The organism is Aestuariivita sp., assembly GCF_021404545.1.
Classification (GTDB): Bacteria; Pseudomonadota; Alphaproteobacteria; order Rhodobacterales; family Rhodobacteraceae; genus Aestuariivita.
Genome location: NZ_JAAWWD010000065.1, coordinates 14,254 through 32,574, shown reverse-complemented (window position 1 = coordinate 32,574; position 18,321 = coordinate 14,254). Strand labels below are relative to the sequence as shown.

Here is an 18,321-nt window from a genome sequence, read left to right as displayed (position 1 = left end):
AGAAGCAGGGAGGAGGACGGATGTTTCTGGAACTGATTGCGACGGTCTTTGCGGGTGTTGCCGTGGCCGGGATCGTGATGCTGATCAACAAGCTGATCGGCGGGCTGTTGCCGCGCTGGACCCTGCCCGTCGGCGCCGGGCTGGGGATGATCGGGGTCACGATCGCCAATGAATATGGCTGGTACGACCGCACGGCCGCCACCTTGCCCGACGGGATGGAGATCGCGCAAACCGTTGAGAACCGGTCGTTTTACCGCCCCTGGACCTATGCCTGGCCCTATGTGGAAAGGTTTGTCGCCGTCGATGTCACATCCCTGCGCCAGAACCCTGCCCTGCCCGGCCAGCGGATGGTCGATCTTTACTTCTATGGCCGCTGGTCGCCGCTCAATACGATGTCGGTGCTTCTCGATTGCGACGGCGCACGGCGCGCATCCCTCGCCGATGGGGCGGAGTTCGGGGCCGATGGCGCTGTGACAGATGCGGCTTGGGTCACTGTGCCCGCAGATGACCCGGTCCTGGTGACGGGCTGCGAGGTGTCGTGATGTTCACCGGTCTGAGCTTGCGACTGCGGGTGTTCCTGTTCTTCTGCCTTCTGGCGCTGGGCGGGCTCGCCATAACCATCGGCGGGTTGATTGCGGGATATATGCGCGCAGCCCAGCCCGAGCTGTTTGACGCTTATGTCTTTTCCGGGCTGATCATCGGGTTTCTCGTTCTGGGCCTGGTGACGGGCGTCTGGCTCCTCTTTGACGAGAATGTCGCGAAACCCATCGAACGGCTCGCCTCCGAGTTGCGCGTGCGCGCCCATACCGGGGTTGCCTCCGAGATCGACATCCAAGCCGCGCGCTATCTGGGCGATCTTGCACCGGCGGCCAATGCCATCGCAGGCCAGCTTGCCCAGACTGCCGAAGCGACCGCAAGCAATGTGGCCAGCCAGACCGCACGCCTTGCCGCGGAAAAAGACCGCCTGACCGCGATCCTGTCGGACATTCCGGTGGCGATGATCGTGGTGAACCCCGCCCATCAGATCGTGCTCTATGACGCGCAATCCGCCGCCGTGCTGGCCCAGGTCGCCCATCCGCGCCTCAATGCCTCTCTCTTTGACTATTTCGACCGCGCAGCGCTTGAGGCGGCCTATGGCAAGCTGGTCAAATCCGGCCGGGAGGTCCGCTGGGTCCTCACCGGCGCCGATGGCGCGCAAAGCTATGAGACCGTCCTCAAACCGCTGGGCGACGCGCCCGGATACATGCTGGTCATCGAAGAGGCCCAGGCCCAGATCGACCCGCATGCGCCACGCCCGTTGATCTATGATTTCGACCTGCTGAATGCCGAGACCACCCCAGAGATCGCGGCGCGCCCGCTCAAGGAGGTGTGTTTTGTGGTGTTTGACAGCGAGACCACCGGGCTTTTGCCGCACAAGGACGCGGTGGTGCAGATCGGGGCGGTGCGCGTGCTCAACGGGCGGATCATCGAGGGGGAGGTGTTTGACACGCTGGTCGATCCGGGCAGGCCGATCCCGCCCGCCTCCACCCAGGTGCACAAAGTGACCGATGCAATGGTTGCAGGGGCCCCCGAGATCCCGGAGGCCGGGCGCAGCTTTCACAGCTTTTGCCGCGATGCGGTGATCGTGGCCCATAATGCGCCGTTCGACATGGCATTCTTGCACCGCGACGCGCGCGCGATGGGAGTGACATGGGATCATCCGATCCTTGACACGGTGCTTGTTTCCGCCGTGCTCTTTGGCGCGAGCGAGACCCATACCCTGGATGCGCTGGCCGCGCGGCTGGGCGTAACCATCCCCGAGGCGTTGCGCCATACCGCCCTGGGCGATGCCCGTGCCACAGCCGAAGTCCTGTGCCATATGCTGCCCATGCTGGAGGCGCGCGGACTGCTCACCTTTGGCGATGTCATCGCCGAGACGCGCAAACATGGCCGTCTGCTCGAAGACCTGAACTGACGGCCATTGCCTGACGGGCAGAACGGCTTACCTGATGCGCTCCCAAACAGCAGGCGTGTGTCTCAGATGACCTTTCCCCACCTCCGCGATGGACAAACCGCGATGGCCATGCCACCTGACAGGCAAGGAGATCGCGAGACAATGACAGAACACAGCTTTGCCCCCGGCCCCGATACCGCGCGCGACTTTCGCGACGCGCTGGGCTGTTTTGGCACCGGCGTGACGGTGGTGACCGCGCAAAGCCCGCAAGGACCGCTCGGCATGACCGCCAATTCCTTTGCCTCGCTCTCGCTCGAACCGCCGTTGGTTCTCTGGGCTCCGGCCAAAACCTCGCGGCGGTTCGACAGCTTTGCCAAGGCACGCCATTTCGCGATCCATGTCATGGCAGAGGATCAGCATGATCTGGCCCGCCATTTCGCCCGGCGCGGCGATGGGTTCGACGCGTTCGACTGGACCAGTTCCGACCGGGATGTACCAATCCTGGCGGGGTGCCTTGCGCGGTTCGAATGTCATCTCTCTGCGGTCCACGATGCGGGTGATCACGCGATCATCGTGGGCCATGTAGATCATGCGGCCTATCGCCCAGGCCAGGGGCTGATCTTCAAACGGGGTCAATATGGCGGGTTTTCGGGGCTGGATTGATCGCGGTTTGTTCCGGCCCGAGATATCCCCGTGGGGCGATGTCTCCGTCCCCAGCAGGCGTGCCCGCATTCCGCCTCACGCCTGCCCTCTGGCAACCAGATCACGGGCCAGCACCTGGAACGCCTGCGCCTGGGCGCTCTGAGGATCCGTGACGACGATCGGCGCGCCGAGATCGCCTGCCAGCCGGATACCGATATGCAGCGGAACCTCCGCCAGCAGCGGCACACCCAGCGCCTGCGCCTCCGTTGCAACACCGCCATGGCCGAACACATGCTCCTCATGCCCGCAGTTCGAACACACATGCGTCGACATATTCTCGACCAGGCCAAGGATCGGTGTTTTCATCTGCTTGAACATGCTGATGCCCTTGCGCGCATCCAGCAAGGCCACATCCTGTGGCGTGGAGACGACAATCGCCCCATCCACCACGTATTTCTGCGTCAAGGTCATCTGCACATCCCCCGTGCCCGGCGGCAGATCGACCAACAGTACATCCAGCTCGCCCCATTGCACCTGGCTCATCAATTGTTGCAATGCGCTCATCAGCATCGGACCGCGCCAGACGACCGCTTGATCCTCCTCCGCAATCAGACCGATGGACATCATCGTCACGCCGTGATTGTGCATCGGCAGGATGGTCTTGCCATCGGGGCTGGCCGGGCGTCCGGTCACGCCCATCATCCGCGGTTGCGACGGCCCGTAGACATCCGCATCCAACAGCCCCACACGGCGGCCTGCGGCGGCAAGCGCACAGGCCAGATTGGCCGAGACCGTCGATTTGCCCACCCCGCCCTTGCCAGAGGCGATAGCCACGATGCGCGCGACCCCCGGCACCGGTTGCGGCCCGGCAGGGGCTGCCTTGGCCGCCGGTTTGAGATCGGGCGGCGCCTTGGCGGAATGGGCGGTCAGCATCGCGCTGACCTGATCCACACCGCCAAGGGCTTTGATCCGCGCCTCGGCCTCGGCGCGGACCGGTTCCATGGTCTGGGCCTGCGCCGGGTCAACCTCGATCACAAACCGGACCGCCCCTCCCTCGACGCTCAGCGCGCGCACCAGACCTGCGGCGACGATGTCCTGCCCGCTGACCGGATCGACGACAGCTTTCAGCGCGTCCAGGACCGAGTCGCGCGCGGTCATGTCTCAGGTGTCACCCTTGATCGTGCCGGTCACCACATGATCGACGTCCAGACCGTCCACGGTCAGCCGGACGGTCGCCTCATAGCTGTCGCCCGGCTTGGCACCCTTGGCGCGCAAACCCTCTTCAATCGCCTGCTGGCTGGTCACGCCAACCTGCTTGAGAAACTTTCGCATCGACATATTGAAACTGTCGTCCATTCGCTGAACTCCTATCTGTGTTTGAGGATAAAGATTACGCTCGAGGACGCCATGCCCGCGCCCGAAACGGACAAGAGGCCTGGATTCGCCGCGCCAGACACTGACCGGCATATGGAGGCAACCCAGCCCCTGTCGCCAGCTGTGCAATATCCATAGAGCGATCCCGCGCGGACCTGCCTGCACGATCTGCCACACGGCCATGGAGGCCGCGCCGATCCCGCACCGTATCGCTTTCCTTCAGTGGACATAAGGAACGCATCCATCCGGGCAACACCCGCTCCATGGCGGGATGCGATGCGGCCTTGCCCAAAAAAGGCTCTGCCAATACCGTGCCCCCCGGTTGCGATCAGAACAGTCACGTGAAATCAACGATTTGGACATCAACGTGGCCACCGCTCGCGCATGCTTGTCTCTCACCCATAGCGCTAGGTTAGTCACACCGCCACGGGAAGGTAAAGACCCCCGTCACAGTGCCGCAGCCAAGACGCAAACCGCTATGAGAGACGGCTCCTGAACCAGCAGCCATCCCCCATCTTCTTCTTGCCAAAAAATACGACCGCCGGAGGCACGCCCGGAACGGGCGTTCGCCCCAAAGGGAAACGCGCGCCCCAAAGGACCGCGCGTTCCACATCTTGTCCCAAGGCCTGCGCTCAGTTCAGCGCGGCATCCGTAATCACACTTGTCCAGGCACCCTCCGGTGCGGCGGTGATCACCGGGTCCGATCCGCCCGCCAGCAAGGTCGCCACCGTCCGCTCGTAATCCGCCGGATCCAGCGCGCCGTTCGACCCCGCGGTCAGCTTGGCCACTTCCCCCATCATCCGCTTTTGATGGGTTTCGGTCTGGGCGCCGGTCTGGTCGTTGTCCAGAACGATCATCGCCGCCTCATCGGGGTTCTCTTCGGCATATTTCCAGCCCTTCATGGAGGCGCGCACGAATTTCTCCATCTTGGCGACAAAGGCGGGGTCCTCCAGACGCTCTTCAAGCACGTAAAGCCCGTCCTCAAGCGTTGCCACGCCCTGATCCTCATATTTGAACGTCACCAGATCGTCCGGGTTCACGCCCGCATCGATGACCTGCCAGTACTCGTTATAGGTCATGGTCGAAATACAATCGGCCTGCCGCTGCAACAGCGGATCGACGTTAAAACCCTGTTTCAGAACCTCGACCCCGTTTTCGGATTTGCCATCGGTCGAAATCCCCATACTGCTCATCCAGGACATGAATGGAAACTCATTGCCAAAGAACCACACGCCAAGGGTCCGGTTCTTGAGATCCTCAGGCGTCGCGATCCCGGCATCCTTCCAGCAGGTCAGCATCATGCCCGAAGACTTGAAAGGCTGCGCGATATTGACCAGCGGCAGCCCCTTTTCGCGCGCGGCCAGCGCGGCTGGCATCCATTCCACGGTCACGTCCGCACCGCCTCCCGCGATCACCTGTGTGGGCGCGATATCCGGTCCCCCGGGCAGGATCGTCACATCCAGACCTTCGTCCTCGTAAAACCCCTTGTCGAGCGCCACGTAATAACCTGCGAACTGGGCCTGGGTGACCCATTTGAGTTGCAGTTTGACCTCGTCTGCCCAGGCGGGTGCCGCCATCAGGCTCAGGGCGGTCACCGCCCCTGCGATAAGCTGTTTCATGTGTCTACACTCCTTGTTGAACGTCTTTTTGATGCCCGGCCTCAACAGCCCTTTTTTGGTTATCCACGTTGTGAAGGGTGCCAGAAGGTCACCCGCTTTTCGATCCAGGCCACGATACCATAGAATGTGGTGCCGACCAGCGCGGCCACCGCGATCTCAGCCCAGACCAGATCGATCGACAAGCTGCCCACCCCGGTTGAGATGCGAAATCCCATGCCCCTGGTCGGAGAGCCGAAATATTCAGCAACAATCGCCCCGATCAGCGCCAGCGTGGTCGCGATCTTGAGCCCGTTGAACACAAACGGCATCGCCGCAGGCAGCCGCAGCTTGACCAACGTCTGCAGATACCCGGCCGCATAGGTGCGCATCAGATCGCGCTGCATCGCGTCCGTCTCGCGCAGCCCCTGCACCGTGTTCACCAGGATCGGGAAAAACACCATCACCACGACCACGGCCGCTTTCGATTGCCAATCGAACCCGAACCAACTGACCAGAATCGGCGCGATCCCGACGATCGGCAGGGCGGCCACGAAATTGCCGATGGGCAAGAGGCCGCGGGTCAAAAACGCTGAGCGGTCAATCGCAATCGCAGTCAGAAACGCAGCACTGGCCCCGATCCCGAACCCCGTCAGCGCGCCCTTGAAAACCGTCTGGCGCACATCTTCCCAGAGAAGACCGGTAGAATTGGCAAAGGTCTGCGCCACGACCGATGGGGCCGGCAGAATGACCGGCGAAACCTCCAGGGCCCGCACGATCCCCTCCCAAAGCACGATCAAGGTCACGCCAAAAAGGACCGGCACCAGGATCCGCACCGCGCGCGTCCCCGACCAGGGCGACCGGGCCAGCCAGGCGTTGAGCCCCCAGGCCCCGATCCAGAACGCCAGCGCAAACATCAACCAGCTCATGCCGCCATCCCCATGCGCCTGAGCGTGACCCGTTGCAACATATCCAGAAGCGTCACCAGCGCCCCCGCGAGGATCGCCGCCGCAAAAAGCGCGGCCCAGATTGCCAGAGGCGTGCCAAACTGATCCCCGATCAGAATCCGCGCGCCAAGGCCCGAAATCGCGCCCGTCGGCAACTCCCCCACAATCGTACCGACCAGCGCCGCAGCGATCCCCACCTTGAGCGAGGTAAAGAGATACGGCACCGACGACGGCAGTCGGAGTTTAACAAAAGCCTGCAACCCACTGGCATTATAGGTCTGCAAGAGATCGAGTTGCGACATCGCCGGAGCACGCAACCCCTTCACCATACCCACAAGAACGGGAAAATAGCACAGGTAGGCCGAGATAATCGCCTTGGGCACCACACGCCCCTCGATCCCCAATTGCGCACTCAGCACGATGATCATCGGTGCCAGCGCCACGATGGGAATGGTCTGAGAGATAATCGCCCAGGGCATCAGGCTCATATCCACCACGCGCGAATAAACGATGGCCACCGCCCCCAATATCCCAAGGCTGGTGCCCAGCAAGAAGCCCCACAGCGTGGACTGCAACGTGATCCACCCGTGGTAGATCAGCGACCGCTTCGACATCGCCCGTCCGCGCAACGCCATCTCCCCGGTGGTTTTCCAAAGCTCGCGCCCCACCTGCTCGGGCGTGGGCAAACGGGGCCGCTCCAAGCGGTATCCGGCGCCAATCTGGTCCGGATTGGCCAGCATCAGCCGCCAGACCGACAGCGCGCGGCGCGGCAACGCCCCTTCAGGTGTCACCGCAGCCCCGGCCCGTTCCGCCTGATCCAGTGCCACGCGGATATTCATCGGTGCGACCGCCACATACCAAAGCGCAATAATCGCCGCCAAAACGGTCAGAACGGGCAGCAGATTACGCACAGTCCCCGCCTTTCTTCTCTTTCCAAATACGGCGTACCGCGGCCTGCCAGGGATCGCACCCGTCAGTCATAGGCGTGCCCGGCCCGCAGCCCCTCACGGACCCTGTGCGCCACCGCCAAAAACTCCGGCGTGTCGCGAATGTCCAAGGGCCGCTCTTTCGGCAGCGGGCTCTCGATCACATCCGTGATCCGCCCCGGACGCGGCGACATCACAACGATCTTGGTCGACAGGTATACCGCCTCCGGGATCGAATGGGTCACAAAACCGATCGTCTTTTCCGTCCGCTCCCAAAGCGCCAGAAGCTGCTCATTCAGATGATCCCGCACGATCTCGTCCAGCGCGCCAAAAGGTTCATCCATCAACAGGATCTCGGCGTCGAAGGCCAGCGCCCGCGCGATCGAGGCGCGTTGTTGCATGCCACCTGACAACTGCCAAGGAAACTTCTTTCCAAATCCTTCCAGATCAACAAGTTGAAGGACCTTGTTCACACGATGTTCCTGCTCGGAACGGGCAAAACCCATAATCTCCAACGGCAGCTTGATATTGCCCGCTATGGTCCGCCACGGATAAAGCCCCGCCGCCTGGAACACATAGCCATAGGCCCGGTTCCGCCGCGCCTCGTCCGGGCTCATCCCGTTCACGCTGACCGTTCCGCCCGTAGGATGCTCCAACGCGGCCATCACCCGCAGGAAGGTCGTCTTGCCACAGCCCGACGGACCGATGAAACTGACAAAATCGCCTTTGTTGATCGTGAGGTTGACGTCTTTGAGGGCCTCGACAGGGCCATCATTTGTCTGGAATGTCAGGTCCAGCCCCCGTGCCACCACGACCGGATCGATCATGGTGGCCCTATCATCTGCCGTTGCGTTCATTAGAACCTTCTTGTCTTACACACCCGTTGCCGGGATGCCTGTACGCTCCACCGGGCGCGGCGCGGTCAGCTCTTTCCAGGTGGAAAGCGCCGTGTTGACCGTGCCATTTGCCTCGCGCGGCACGAATTTGCCATGCCCTTCCTGGGTGCGGATCTCGCCATCATGCACCGCCACCTGCCCGCGTGTGAGGGTGAACCGGGGCAGCCCCTTGACTGCTTTGCCTTCAAACACGTTGTAATCTATGGCCGATTGCTGGGTGTCCGCCGTGATGGTCTTTTCCCTTTCCGGGTCCCAAACAACCAGATCGGCATCCGCGCCCACTAGAACCGCGCCCTTCTTGGGGTAGCAATTGAGGATTTTGGCTATGTTGGTAGAGGTTACGGCGACAAATTCGTTCAATGTCAGCCGCCCCGTCGCCACTCCATGTGTCCAGAGCATCGGCATCCGGTCCTCCAGCCCGCCAGTGCCATTGGGGATCTTGGTGAAATCGCCCACGCCATAGCGCTTCTGCTCGGTGGTAAAGGCACAGTGATCGGTGGCCACTACCGACAAGGAGCCCGACATCAGCCCGTTCCACAGGCTGTCCTGATGCTGTTTGTTCCGAAACGGCGGGCTCATCACGCGGCGCGCGGCGTGGTCCCAGTCTTTGTTGAAATACTCGCTCTCATCCAGCGTCAGATGCTGGATCAACGGCTCCCCCCAGACGCGTTTGCCCTGCATGCGGGCCCGGCGGATTGCCTCATGTGCCTCCTCACAGCTGACATGCACGATGTAAAGCGGCACACCCGCCATATCGGCGATCATGATGGCGCGGTTGGCGGCCTCGCCCTCCACCTGCGGTGGGCGGGAATAGGCATGCGCCTCGGGGCCGGTATTGCCCTCTGCCAACAGCTTGGCGCTGAGTTCGGCAACCACATCGCCGTTTTCGGCATGCACCATCGCGGTGCCGCCCAGTTCGGCCAGACGCTGGAACGAGGCATAAAGCTCATCGTCATTGACCATCAGCGCGCCCTTATAGGCCATGAAGTGCTTAAAGGTATTGATTCCATGCTGGTCCACGACGGTCTTCATGTCGTTGAACACCTGTTCCCCCCACCATGTCACCGCCATGTGAAAGGAATAATCGCAATTGGCGCGGGTCGATTTGTTGTCCCAGCGTTTGAGCCCGTCAAGCAGGCTTTCGCCCGGGTTGGGCAGGACGAAATCCACCACCATCGTCGTGCCGCCGGCCAAAGCCGCACGTGTCCCGCTTTCAAAATCATCCGAGGAATAAGTGCCCATGAAGGGCATCTCCAGATGGGTATGCGGGTCGATCCCACCGGGCATGACATAGCAACCCGTCGCATCCAGTTCCTCGTCGCCTTTCAGGTTCGGCCCGATCTCTGCGATCACGCCATTCTCCACCAGCACATCAGCGCGATAGGTCAGATCCGCCGTGACAATGGTGCCGTTCTTGATGACAGTGGACATAGCTCACTCTCCCCCTTTTTTGCGGTTGCTCAGCCACATAACAATCGCGCCGTAGATTGCCGTGGCAATCAGCGCGCCCAGCAGCCGTGTCAGAAAAACGCCCAGCGTGATCGGCACGCCTTGCATCCAATCCAATCCGATCTGCAACAGCAGAAATATCGCTGCAAAAACAGCAAGTTGCTGCGCAAACCCCCGGTTCATATCCCGCCCCTCATACTGACCCGAAACACGCGATCGCGGGCCCGTGTACCCCGATATCGAGCGGTCCGAAATCGCTTTCGACACACAGCGAGAAGTAGCCCGCCAATGGCAGGTAGATCACCCGATAATCGCCATTGGGCCGCGTCACGGAATAGCATTTCGACGTGATCCCGCCCGAGAAATTCACCGTCACCAGCCTTGGCGTGCGCCGCGCCTGCTGAAACTCGGCCAATGTTCCGGCGCGGGCGCGCGTGTCGGTGGCAAAGCCCGCAACTTCGCGGTCTATCATGGCCTCGATCTCGGCCGGGCCGATGATCGGAATGCTCAACTCACAATCTCCGCCGTTTCCACGACCGCGTGAAACAGGACATCTGCCCCGGCCCGCGCCCATTCCGGACTGATCTCCTCAGCCTCGTTATGCGACAGGCCATCCACGCAAGGGCACATCACCATCGCCGTGGGCGCCACGCGGTTGATCCAGCAGGCATCGTGGCCCGCGCCTGAGATCAGGTCCATGTGGGAATAGCCCAGACGCTGGGCTGCGCTGCGCACGGATTGAACGCACGCCTCGTCAAAGGCCACGGGGTCAAAGCCGCCGACCTTTTCAAATGCGACCTCCAGGCCCATCTCATCGCAGATCTTCTGCGCGCCATCCTTTAGGCGGGCCTCCATATCCTCGATCACGCTCAGATCCGGGCTGCGAAAGTCAACGGTAAATTGAACTTTGCCCGGTATCACATTGCGGGAGTTGGGATAAACGTCGATATGTCCGGCAGCGCCGACAGCATGGGGCGCATGGCTCCAGGCGATGTCATCGACCAATTCCAGAACCCGCGCCATGCCCAGTCCCGCGTTCTTGCGCAGCGGCATCGGGGTGGAGCCGGTATGGCTGTCCTTGCCGGTGATTGTGATTTGCGTCCAACTCAGCCCCTGACCGTGGGTGACGACACCGATATCCTTGCCTTCGGCCTCCAGGATCGGGCCCTGCTCGATATGCAGCTCGAAAAAGGCATGCATCTTGCGTGCGCCGACCTCTTCCTCGCCGCGCCAGCCGATGCGCTTGAGTTCGTCGCCAAAGTTCTTGCCGTCTGCATCCTCGCGGGCATAGGCCCAGTCCTGGGTATGGATACCCGCGAAAACGCCCGAGGACAGCATGGCGGGGGCAAAACGTGTGCCCTCCTCATTTGTGAAATTGGTCACGACGATGGGGTGTTTGGTCTTGATCCCCAGATCGTTGAGCGTGCGGATAATCTCCAACCCGCCGAGAACGCCAAGGATACCGTCATATTTGCCGCCGGTCGGTTGGGTGTCGAGATGGCTGCCCACATAGACCGGCAGCGCATCGGGGTCGGCCCCGTCGCGCCGGGCAAACATATTGCCCATCTGATCCAGGCCCATCGTGCAGCCCGCCGCCTCGCACCATGTCTGGAAAAGCGCGCGCCCCTCACCGTCTTCATCCGTCAGGGTCTGGCGATTGTTGCCGCCCGCCACGCCGGGGCCGATACGGGCCATCTCCATCAGGCTGTCCCACAGCCGTTCGCCGTTCACTTTGAGATTTGCACCTGGCGCGGCCATGTCTTCCCCCTGCCTGCTTGACGCATCTTTGATTTGACCAACTGGTCAAACTCACGCTACCACTCAGCCTCGGGCAGTCAAGAAATTGCGCGGCCTCATTGATCGGAAATGAACAGAAACTGCCCCTTGATTGGGCGGGTGACGGAAAGTTAGGCAATGAACGCTCCCGCGCCGACACGGATTCAGAAGAAGAACCGCGCCGCCATCCTCGAAGCAGCGCTGGATGTGTTTTCGACCCACGGGTTTCGGGGTGCCACAGTGGATCAGATTGCCGCGGCGGCAGGGCTCTCCAAGCCGAACCTGCTCTACTACTTCCCCTCCAAGGAGGCGATCCACGCCACTTTGCTGGAGCGGATGCTGGACACCTGGCTTGATCCGTTGCGCGCGCTGGATCCGCGCGGAGAACCGATGGACGAAGTTCTGGCCTATGTCGCGCGCAAGCTGGAAATGAGCCGCAGCTATCCACGCGAAAGCCGTCTTTTTGCCAATGAAATCATACACGGAGCGCCGCGTATTCATCAGGTCCTGTCAACCGATCTGAAAGAGCTCGTCGACAAAAAAGCGGCTCTTTTGCTGGGCTGGATGGACCAGGGGCGTCTGGCACCGGTCGATCCGCATCATCTTATATTCTCGATCTGGTCGCTGACACAGCATTACGCCGATTTCAATGTGCAGGTACACGCGGTGCTGGGCGGGCCGGACATCGATCCCTATCCCGAAGCGGGAGCCTTTCTCAGAACGCTCTTTTCCCGCCTCTTGCAGCCCGACGATTGAACCTTGCGGAATGACGCGGGGAACACCTAAGCTCATCCCAGTTTCATTTCCTTCAGGACGCACTGCATGCCCCGCCTTATCGGCCTTATTCTGGTTTTGGGTCTGCTTGCGGTCCCGCTCTCGATTGCGGCGGACGGCGACCCGCTTGCCGAATGGGGGGTCCACGCGACCCAGGGCGCGGCGGCGGGATATGTTGACGATGCGGCCTGCGCCGAGTGTCATGCCGACAAGGCCGAAACCTATGCCGAGGTCGGCATGGCAAAAAGCTTTTACCGGGCAACCGGCGCCACGGTGATCGAGGATTTCAGCACCCTGCCCTTCTTCCATGAACCTTCGGGCCGCTACTACGACATGGCGCGGAAGGGCGAAGAGTATCATTTCCGCCGCTACCGCCTGGCGCCGGACGGCTCTGAGGTGGATGTGTTTGAGCGCAAGGTCGACTGGATCATGGGGTCGGGTCACCATGTGCGCACCTATATCTATCAGACCACCGATGGTGCGATGTTCGAAATCCCGCTGGCCTGGTACTCCCAGGACGGGTTCTGGGAGATGAATCCAGGCTTCGAATTCGAAGACCACCCGGGCGTGCAGCGCCTGATCACCCAGCGCTGCATGGCCTGCCACAACGGTTTTCCCGAGGTGCCACTGGGCAGCGACGCGGTCGGTATGCCGGATGTCTTTCCGCACGAGCTGCCCCAGGGGCTGGGGTGTCAACGCTGTCATGGGCCGGGGGCGGACCATGTGCGTCTGGCGATCAGCGGCGAGGGCGACACGGACGCAGTGCGGGCGCAGATCGTGAACCCCGGACATCTGCCGCGCGAACAGCTTTATTCGGTATGCTACAGCTGCCATATGCAGCCGACCGTTGCGGTCGCATCGCAATTGCGCGGGGATCGCGGCGTGTATTCCTTTCGGCCCGGCGAAGACATCGCCGATTATCTGACCCATATCGAGATCACCGAGCTGGCGCGGCCACGGTCCGAACGGTTCGAGATCAACCACCACCCTTACCGCATGGAGCAAAGCGCCTGCTTCGTGCAAAGCGGCGGACAGTTGGGATGCCTGACCTGCCATGACCCTCATGTGAAACGCAAACCCGAAGAGCGCGCCGCGCATTACCGGGAGGCCTGCCTGAGCTGTCACACCACCGATGACAACGACCTCCCGGTGCTGGTGTCGGGGCGCCCCCATCCCGAGATTGCGCAGGCCGATGATTGCACCACCTGCCATATGCCGACCCGCCGCACGCAGGATGTGATCCATGTCACCATGACCGATCACAAGATCAGCCGCGGCCCGTTCGACCTGGCGGCGCTGATCGCTCCGATTTCGAAAGAACCGCCGGTCGTGTCGGGTGTCGAGTTGCTGCGCCCTGGCCATCTGTCCGGGGACGAGGAAGCGATACAGAAGATCGCGGCCATCTTTTCCTATGGGTCCAGCCCGACCGATGGCGCGACCGATACGTTGAACCGGATTTTGACCGCAACCGACTGGCCCACTGCCCGGCCCTGGATAGATCTGGCGAAATCTCAGTTCGATCTTGAGAGGTTTGACATGGCGTTGGCAGCAGCCGAGGCGGCGTTGACGCGGTCGCCTGCAAATCCCACCGCGCTGAATATCCGCGCGGTATCTTTGTGGCGTCTGGGCCGACAAGGCGAGGCCCTGTCGCGAATGGAGGAAGCCAGGGCGCTTTGGCCGGATGATGTCACGCTTCTGTTCAACCACGCCGTCTTGCTGGCCATCAGCCAGCGGTATCACGAAGCGATACCACTGGCCCGGCGCGCCGTGGCACTGCGCGACAACCATTGGGCGGCCCTGCGCCTTCTTGGGGATCTGGCCAATTTGACCGATGATCCGGAAACGGCGATCCGGGCCTATCTGGAGGCGCTTTCCGCCGAGCCGCGCACACCCCGGGTCCGCGACAGCCTGATAGATCTTCTGATCGAAACGGGCCGCCCCGATGAGGCGGCCCGTCATGTCGTTGTCGAAGGTCGCTAGGGTCCTGAAATCGGACCTATTCCGCAGCCGTGCTCATCGGGTTGTTGGGGTGCATCGTCCAGTTGGCATACTCATCCGAAACGATCTTGCCCGTGCGCGGGTCGAGCGTTCCGGCCGTCAGACGCTCCATGGTGATGCAGTCTTCGACGGGACACACATCGACACATAGATTGCAGGCGACGCAGTCCGCGTCGATCACCTCGAACACGCGCGTATCGGACATTGAAATCGCCTGATGCGATGTATCCTCACACGCGGCATAGCAGCGGCCACATTTGATGCAAGCGTCCTGGTCGATCCGTGCCTTGGTCACATAGTTAAGGTTCAGATACTGCCAATCCGTCACATTGGGCACCGCCCGCCCGACGAAATCGGAGACGTTGGCATAGCCTTTCTCGTCCATCCAGCGCGAGAGGCCCGCGCTCATCTCCTCGACCACCCTGAACCCATAGGTCATCGCCGCAGTGCAGACCTGCACATTGCCGCAACCCAGGCTCATGAACTCGGCCGCATCGCGCCAGGTTGTGACGCCCCCGATGCCCGAAATGGGCAAACCGGCGGTTTCCGGGTCGCGCGCAATCTCGGCCACCATGTTCATCGCAATGGGTTTGACCGCCGGGCCGCAATACCCGCCGTGACTGCCTTTGCCGTCAATCGACGGCTCGGGGCTGAAATCATCCAGGTTCACCGAGGTGATCGAACTGATCGTGTTGATCAGCGACACCGCATCGGCACCCCCGTTATGGGCCGCGCGCGCGGGATAGCGCACATCGGTGATGTTGGGCGTCAGCTTCACGATCACCGGGCGTGCATAATACTGCTTGCACCAGCGCGTCACCATTTCGATGTATTCGGGCACCTGCCCCACTGCCGCGCCCATGCCACGCTCGCTCATGCCATGCGGGCAGCCAAAATTCAGCTCGATCCCGTCGGCATTCGTCTGCTCGACGCGCGGCAGGATGTCTTTCCAGGCCTGCTCCTCGCAGGGCACCATGATCGACACGATCATCGCCCGGTCGGGATAATCGGCCTTGACCCGCGCGATCTCTTCAAGGTTGGTCTCCAGCGGCCTGTCGGTGATCAGCTCAATATTGTTGAGCCCCAAAAGACGCCGGTCGGCGCCATAGATCGCGCCGTATCGCGGCCCGTTCACATTGACCACCGGCGGCCCTTCGGCTCCCAGCGTCTTCCACACGACACCGCCCCAGCCCGCCTCGAACGCGCGGCGCACATTGTATTCCTTGTCCGTGGGCGGGGCCGAGGCCAGCCAAAAGGGGTTGGGGCTGGAAATACCCAGAAAATCCGTTGTCAAATCAGCCATGAGATCCCTCCATTGGGTTCTGTTTGAGGTTCTGTTTGATAATCTCGCTGCGATGGGCAAAGACCTGATCGCGCGTCAGATGCCGGGCCGAGGACGCGGCCCGGGCAATCCGTTCGGACAGCGCATCACGGTCTTGCGCCAGGGCCGCCATCGCGGCGGTAAGCGCTGTGACAGCGCCCCGCGACACCAGCGTCCCCGCCCTGTTTTCATCGACAAGCGATTTGGCAAAGGGATCGCCATAGCCCACAAGAGGCGTGCCGGCGTGCAGCGCCTCGATCAGGATGCGCGGGCTTTCATCCGTGAGATGACAAAACAGCAGGAGATGCGCCTCCCGCAGCGCCTGAAGCACCTGGGGACGGTCGGCGACAAAACCGTGAAAGGTAATCCGGTCGGCGATGCCTGCACCAGCCGCACGGGCCTGCATTTGCTCCAGCATCTCGCCATCGCCCAGCCAATCGGCCTGCACATCGACACCCTGCGCCACAAGACCGGCCAGAGCGTCGATCCAATCGAGCGGTCCTTTCATCGGATTGGCGCGGCCCGCATAGACCACGCGCAGCGGGCCTGACTGCGCAGCCGTCTGTTTGGCCGCCAACTCTGCGGGTGCGATGCGATCTTCCGCGCCGAGGTGAATATCCTCGACGATATGCGGATTGCGGGTCAGCGGGGCGAGGCGGTCAAAGACCGTGCGCCCATGCAGCAGAGCCAGATCCGCCCCGCGCAGCACGCGGCGTTCGTTCCAGGCGCCCACGGCCCATTTCAGACGCCCCTTGAGCCGTCCGATCAGGCCCGACCCCGCGCTTTCCAGCATCACCTGGCTTTCGACCCGGTCGAACCAAATCCCGTGCGGAATACCGTTGCGCCGGGCAGTCACCGCCCCCGTCACGCCCCAATCACCGATCCAGCCGCCAATGGCAAAAAGGCGATAGGTCGTGCGATGCATGATCTCCAACAGGGTCGCGGCGACGGCCTTGCGCTCCTTGAGATAGGTGGCGCGGTCATAGCCATCAGGCAGCTCCACCAGCTCGATCCGGGGTCCGGCGATCCCGGCTTCCCCGGCATCCGACCAGCCCGCGGGGGGCGGTTCGATCACCGAGACCGAGGCCGCGACGACACGCGGGAAATGCAGCGCCCAGGCATGCAGCCCGCTGATCGTCTGATCCTCCACGTAAAGCCGCCCGTCCCAGCGATAAAAGCGCGCGCCCAGAGTGATCATGACGCTGCCCTCCTGGCTCACGACATCAGGCTCGCATGAATGTCTTGGGCCGCATCGCGCCCCTCGGCCACCGCCGTGACGGTCAGATCATCGCCGCCCGAAGCGCAATCGCCCCCGGCCCAGATGCCCGCGACATTGGTCCGGCCCGCCCCCGTCACCGCAATCTTGCCCGCCTCCAGCGACAGTGCCTCGGGGGCACCCTGCAAGGTCTGGCCAATCGCCTTGAAGACCTGATCGGCACGCAGGCGCACCGTCTCTCCGGTGCCTGTCAACGCGCCACCCTCGGAGGTGGTGTATTCCAGCTCGACCTCGACCGCAGCGCCATTGCCATGCACCGCGACGGGCTGGACATTGAACATCAGCTTGACCCCTTTGGAGGCAGCGAGGTCCTGCTCGAACCGACTGGCACTCATTGCGTCGCGGCCCCTGCGATAGGCGATTGTGACGTTTTCTGCGCCCAGCAGCTTGGATTGGACGCCAGCATCGACAGCCGTCATGCCGCCGCCGATCACCACGACATTGCGGCCCACCGGCAGGGTCGTCAGATCGTCGGCCTGGCGCAGCGTGGCGATGAAATCGACCGCGTCGGTCACACCGGCCCTACCCTCGCCTTCCGCGCGCAGCGCGTTCACCCCGCCCAATCCGATGGAGAGGAACACAGCGTCATAACCCGATTTGAGCGTCTCAAGGCTCAGATCGTGGCCCAGGGCCTTGCCCGTCTCAATCGTGATGCCGCCGATTTTCAGCAACCAATCGACCTCCGCCTCGGCGAACCCGTTCACGGTCTTATAGGCCGCGATACCGTATTCGTTCAAACCCCCCGCATTGGCGCGTGCCTCGAAGATCACCACGTCATGGCCATGCATCGCCAGACGGTGCGCGCAGGCCAGACCCGCAGGCCCTGCCCCCACCACGGCCACGCGTTTACCCGTTGATGCGGCGCGGCTATAGGGATGCACGCCCTGGGCCATCAACGTGTCGGTCGCATAGCGTTGCAGGCGCCCGATCTCGACCGGTTTGCCTTCGGCGGCTTCGCGTACGCAGGCCTCTTCGCACAAGGTTTCGGTCGGGCAGACCCGTGCGCACATGCCTCCCAGAATGTTCTGGTCAAAGATCGTCTTGGCCGCACTCTCGGGCTGATCGGTTTGGATCTGACGGATAAAGAGCGGGATGTCGATGGCCGTGGGACAGGCCGTGATGCACGGTGCATCGTAACAGAAATAGCACCGGTCAGCGGCCACAGCGGCCTCGTGCGGGGCATAGGGCGGATGCAGATCGGCGAAGTTCTCGTCCAGATCTTCCGCGCTGAGGCGGCCAGATTGAATGCCTGGGGCCATGGAACCTTGCGCCATGCTGGGTCTCCCTGAGTTTAGGTCCTGTCGACACAAAGACTGCCAGATTCCAAAATTTTATCAAATGGTAAATTTTTGCGACCGGTCAAAAGAGGACCACCCGTCCGACAAAACGGAAAAAACCGCCAAAAAAACAGGCA

Annotated in this window: 18 protein-coding genes; 5 read left to right on the top strand and 13 right to left on the bottom strand. The window is 62.2% G+C overall.

Translation table 11 applies throughout. The features are described 5' to 3' along the window. Nucleotides 1–20: 20 nt before the first annotated feature. The 3 genes from HEP69_RS21205 to HEP69_RS21195 all read left to right on the top strand — a co-directional run bounded on the left by HEP69_RS21205 (nt 21) and on the right by HEP69_RS21195 (nt 2,596). Complete coding sequence (locus tag HEP69_RS21205; protein WP_290560510.1) at nt 21–542, top strand: hypothetical protein; 522 nt, start codon at nt 21–23, stop codon at nt 540–542. After that, nucleotides 542–1,954: an exonuclease domain-containing protein gene (locus HEP69_RS21200; RefSeq protein WP_290560509.1), complete on the top strand. Its 1,413-nt coding sequence runs from the start codon at nt 542–544 to the stop codon at nt 1,952–1,954. Before HEP69_RS21205 ends, HEP69_RS21200 begins: the two co-directional genes overlap by 1 nt. 141 nt (nt 1,955–2,095) lie before the next feature. After that, the gene (locus HEP69_RS21195) at nt 2,096–2,596 is read left to right on the top strand and encodes a flavin reductase family protein (RefSeq protein WP_290560508.1); all 501 of its coding nucleotides are present in this window, start codon (nt 2,096–2,098) and stop codon (nt 2,594–2,596) included. A gap of 75 nt (nt 2,597–2,671) precedes the next feature. On the opposite strand, the gene HEP69_RS21190 is transcribed toward HEP69_RS21195, so the two are convergent. From HEP69_RS21190 to HEP69_RS21145, 10 genes are all read right to left on the bottom strand, one after another. Then, nucleotides 2,672–3,733 carry an Mrp/NBP35 family ATP-binding protein gene (locus HEP69_RS21190; protein ID WP_290560507.1) on the bottom strand — a complete coding sequence of 354 codons (1,062 nt, stop codon included), beginning with the start codon at nt 3,731–3,733 and terminating at the stop codon, nt 2,672–2,674. Nucleotides 3,734–3,736: 3 nt separating this feature from the next. Next, on the bottom strand, nt 3,737–3,931 hold the full coding sequence (locus HEP69_RS21185) for a DUF6494 family protein (protein WP_290560506.1): 195 nt from the start codon (nt 3,929–3,931) through the stop codon (nt 3,737–3,739). Between the two features lie 650 nt (nt 3,932–4,581). Next, on the bottom strand, nt 4,582–5,568 hold the full coding sequence (locus HEP69_RS21180) for an ABC transporter substrate-binding protein (RefSeq protein ID WP_290560505.1): 987 nt from the start codon (nt 5,566–5,568) through the stop codon (nt 4,582–4,584). A gap of 59 nt (nt 5,569–5,627) precedes the next feature. Continuing rightward, nucleotides 5,628–6,473 (bottom strand): ABC transporter permease, encoded by an 846-nt coding sequence (locus HEP69_RS21175; protein WP_290560504.1) that lies wholly within the window; start codon nt 6,471–6,473, stop codon nt 5,628–5,630. Further along, a complete protein-coding gene (locus HEP69_RS21170; protein ID WP_290560503.1) occupies nt 6,470–7,402 on the bottom strand; it encodes an ABC transporter permease subunit in 933 nt (310 codons plus the stop codon). Before HEP69_RS21170 ends, HEP69_RS21175 begins: the two co-directional genes overlap by 4 nt. Nucleotides 7,403–7,464: 62 nt before the next feature. After that, nucleotides 7,465–8,274 (bottom strand): ABC transporter ATP-binding protein, encoded by an 810-nt coding sequence (locus tag HEP69_RS21165; protein ID WP_290560502.1) that lies wholly within the window; start codon nt 8,272–8,274, stop codon nt 7,465–7,467. A gap of 15 nt (nt 8,275–8,289) precedes the next feature. Further along, nucleotides 8,290–9,744: a dihydropyrimidinase gene (gene hydA / locus HEP69_RS21160; protein WP_290560501.1), complete on the bottom strand. Its 1,455-nt coding sequence runs from the start codon at nt 9,742–9,744 to the stop codon at nt 8,290–8,292. A gap of 3 nt (nt 9,745–9,747) precedes the next feature. Then, on the bottom strand, nt 9,748–9,945 hold the full coding sequence (locus HEP69_RS21155) for a hypothetical protein (protein WP_290560500.1): 198 nt from the start codon (nt 9,943–9,945) through the stop codon (nt 9,748–9,750). Nucleotides 9,946–9,955: 10 nt separating this feature from the next. Further along, entirely contained in the window at nt 9,956–10,273 is a 318-nt protein-coding gene (locus HEP69_RS21150; protein WP_290560499.1) for a hypothetical protein, read from the bottom strand. Next, a complete protein-coding gene (locus HEP69_RS21145) occupies nt 10,270–11,520 on the bottom strand; it encodes a Zn-dependent hydrolase (RefSeq protein ID WP_290560498.1) in 1,251 nt (416 codons plus the stop codon). The genes HEP69_RS21150 and HEP69_RS21145 overlap by 4 nt, the downstream gene beginning before the upstream one ends. Nucleotides 11,521–11,676: 156 nt before the next feature. On the opposite strand from HEP69_RS21145, the gene HEP69_RS21140 reads away from it, so the two are divergent. Both HEP69_RS21140 and HEP69_RS21135 read left to right on the top strand, forming a co-directional pair. Beyond that, nucleotides 11,677–12,294 (top strand): TetR family transcriptional regulator C-terminal domain-containing protein, encoded by a 618-nt coding sequence (locus HEP69_RS21140; protein ID WP_290560497.1) that lies wholly within the window; start codon nt 11,677–11,679, stop codon nt 12,292–12,294. Nucleotides 12,295–12,360: 66 nt separating this feature from the next. Beyond that, nucleotides 12,361–14,292 carry a tetratricopeptide repeat protein gene (locus HEP69_RS21135; protein ID WP_290560496.1) on the top strand — a complete coding sequence of 644 codons (1,932 nt, stop codon included), beginning with the start codon at nt 12,361–12,363 and terminating at the stop codon, nt 14,290–14,292. A 16-nt stretch (nt 14,293–14,308) separates the two neighbouring features. Here HEP69_RS21135 and preA read toward each other — a convergent pair whose 3' ends face one another. Genes preA through HEP69_RS21120 form a run of 3 tightly spaced genes read right to left on the bottom strand, consistent with a single transcriptional unit; the run spans nt 14,309 to nt 18,181 of the window. Then, the gene (gene preA, locus HEP69_RS21130) at nt 14,309–15,613 is read right to left on the bottom strand and encodes an NAD-dependent dihydropyrimidine dehydrogenase subunit PreA (protein ID WP_290560495.1); all 1,305 of its coding nucleotides are present in this window, start codon (nt 15,611–15,613) and stop codon (nt 14,309–14,311) included. Then, nucleotides 15,606–16,829, bottom strand: a complete 1,224-nt coding sequence (locus tag HEP69_RS21125) for a glycosyltransferase (protein WP_290560494.1) — start codon at nt 16,827–16,829, stop codon at nt 15,606–15,608. The genes preA and HEP69_RS21125 overlap by 8 nt, the downstream gene beginning before the upstream one ends. Nucleotides 16,830–16,846: 17 nt before the next feature. Beyond that, entirely contained in the window at nt 16,847–18,181 is a 1,335-nt protein-coding gene (locus tag HEP69_RS21120; protein WP_290560493.1) for an NAD(P)-dependent oxidoreductase, read from the bottom strand. Nucleotides 18,182–18,321: the final 140 nt, after the last annotated feature.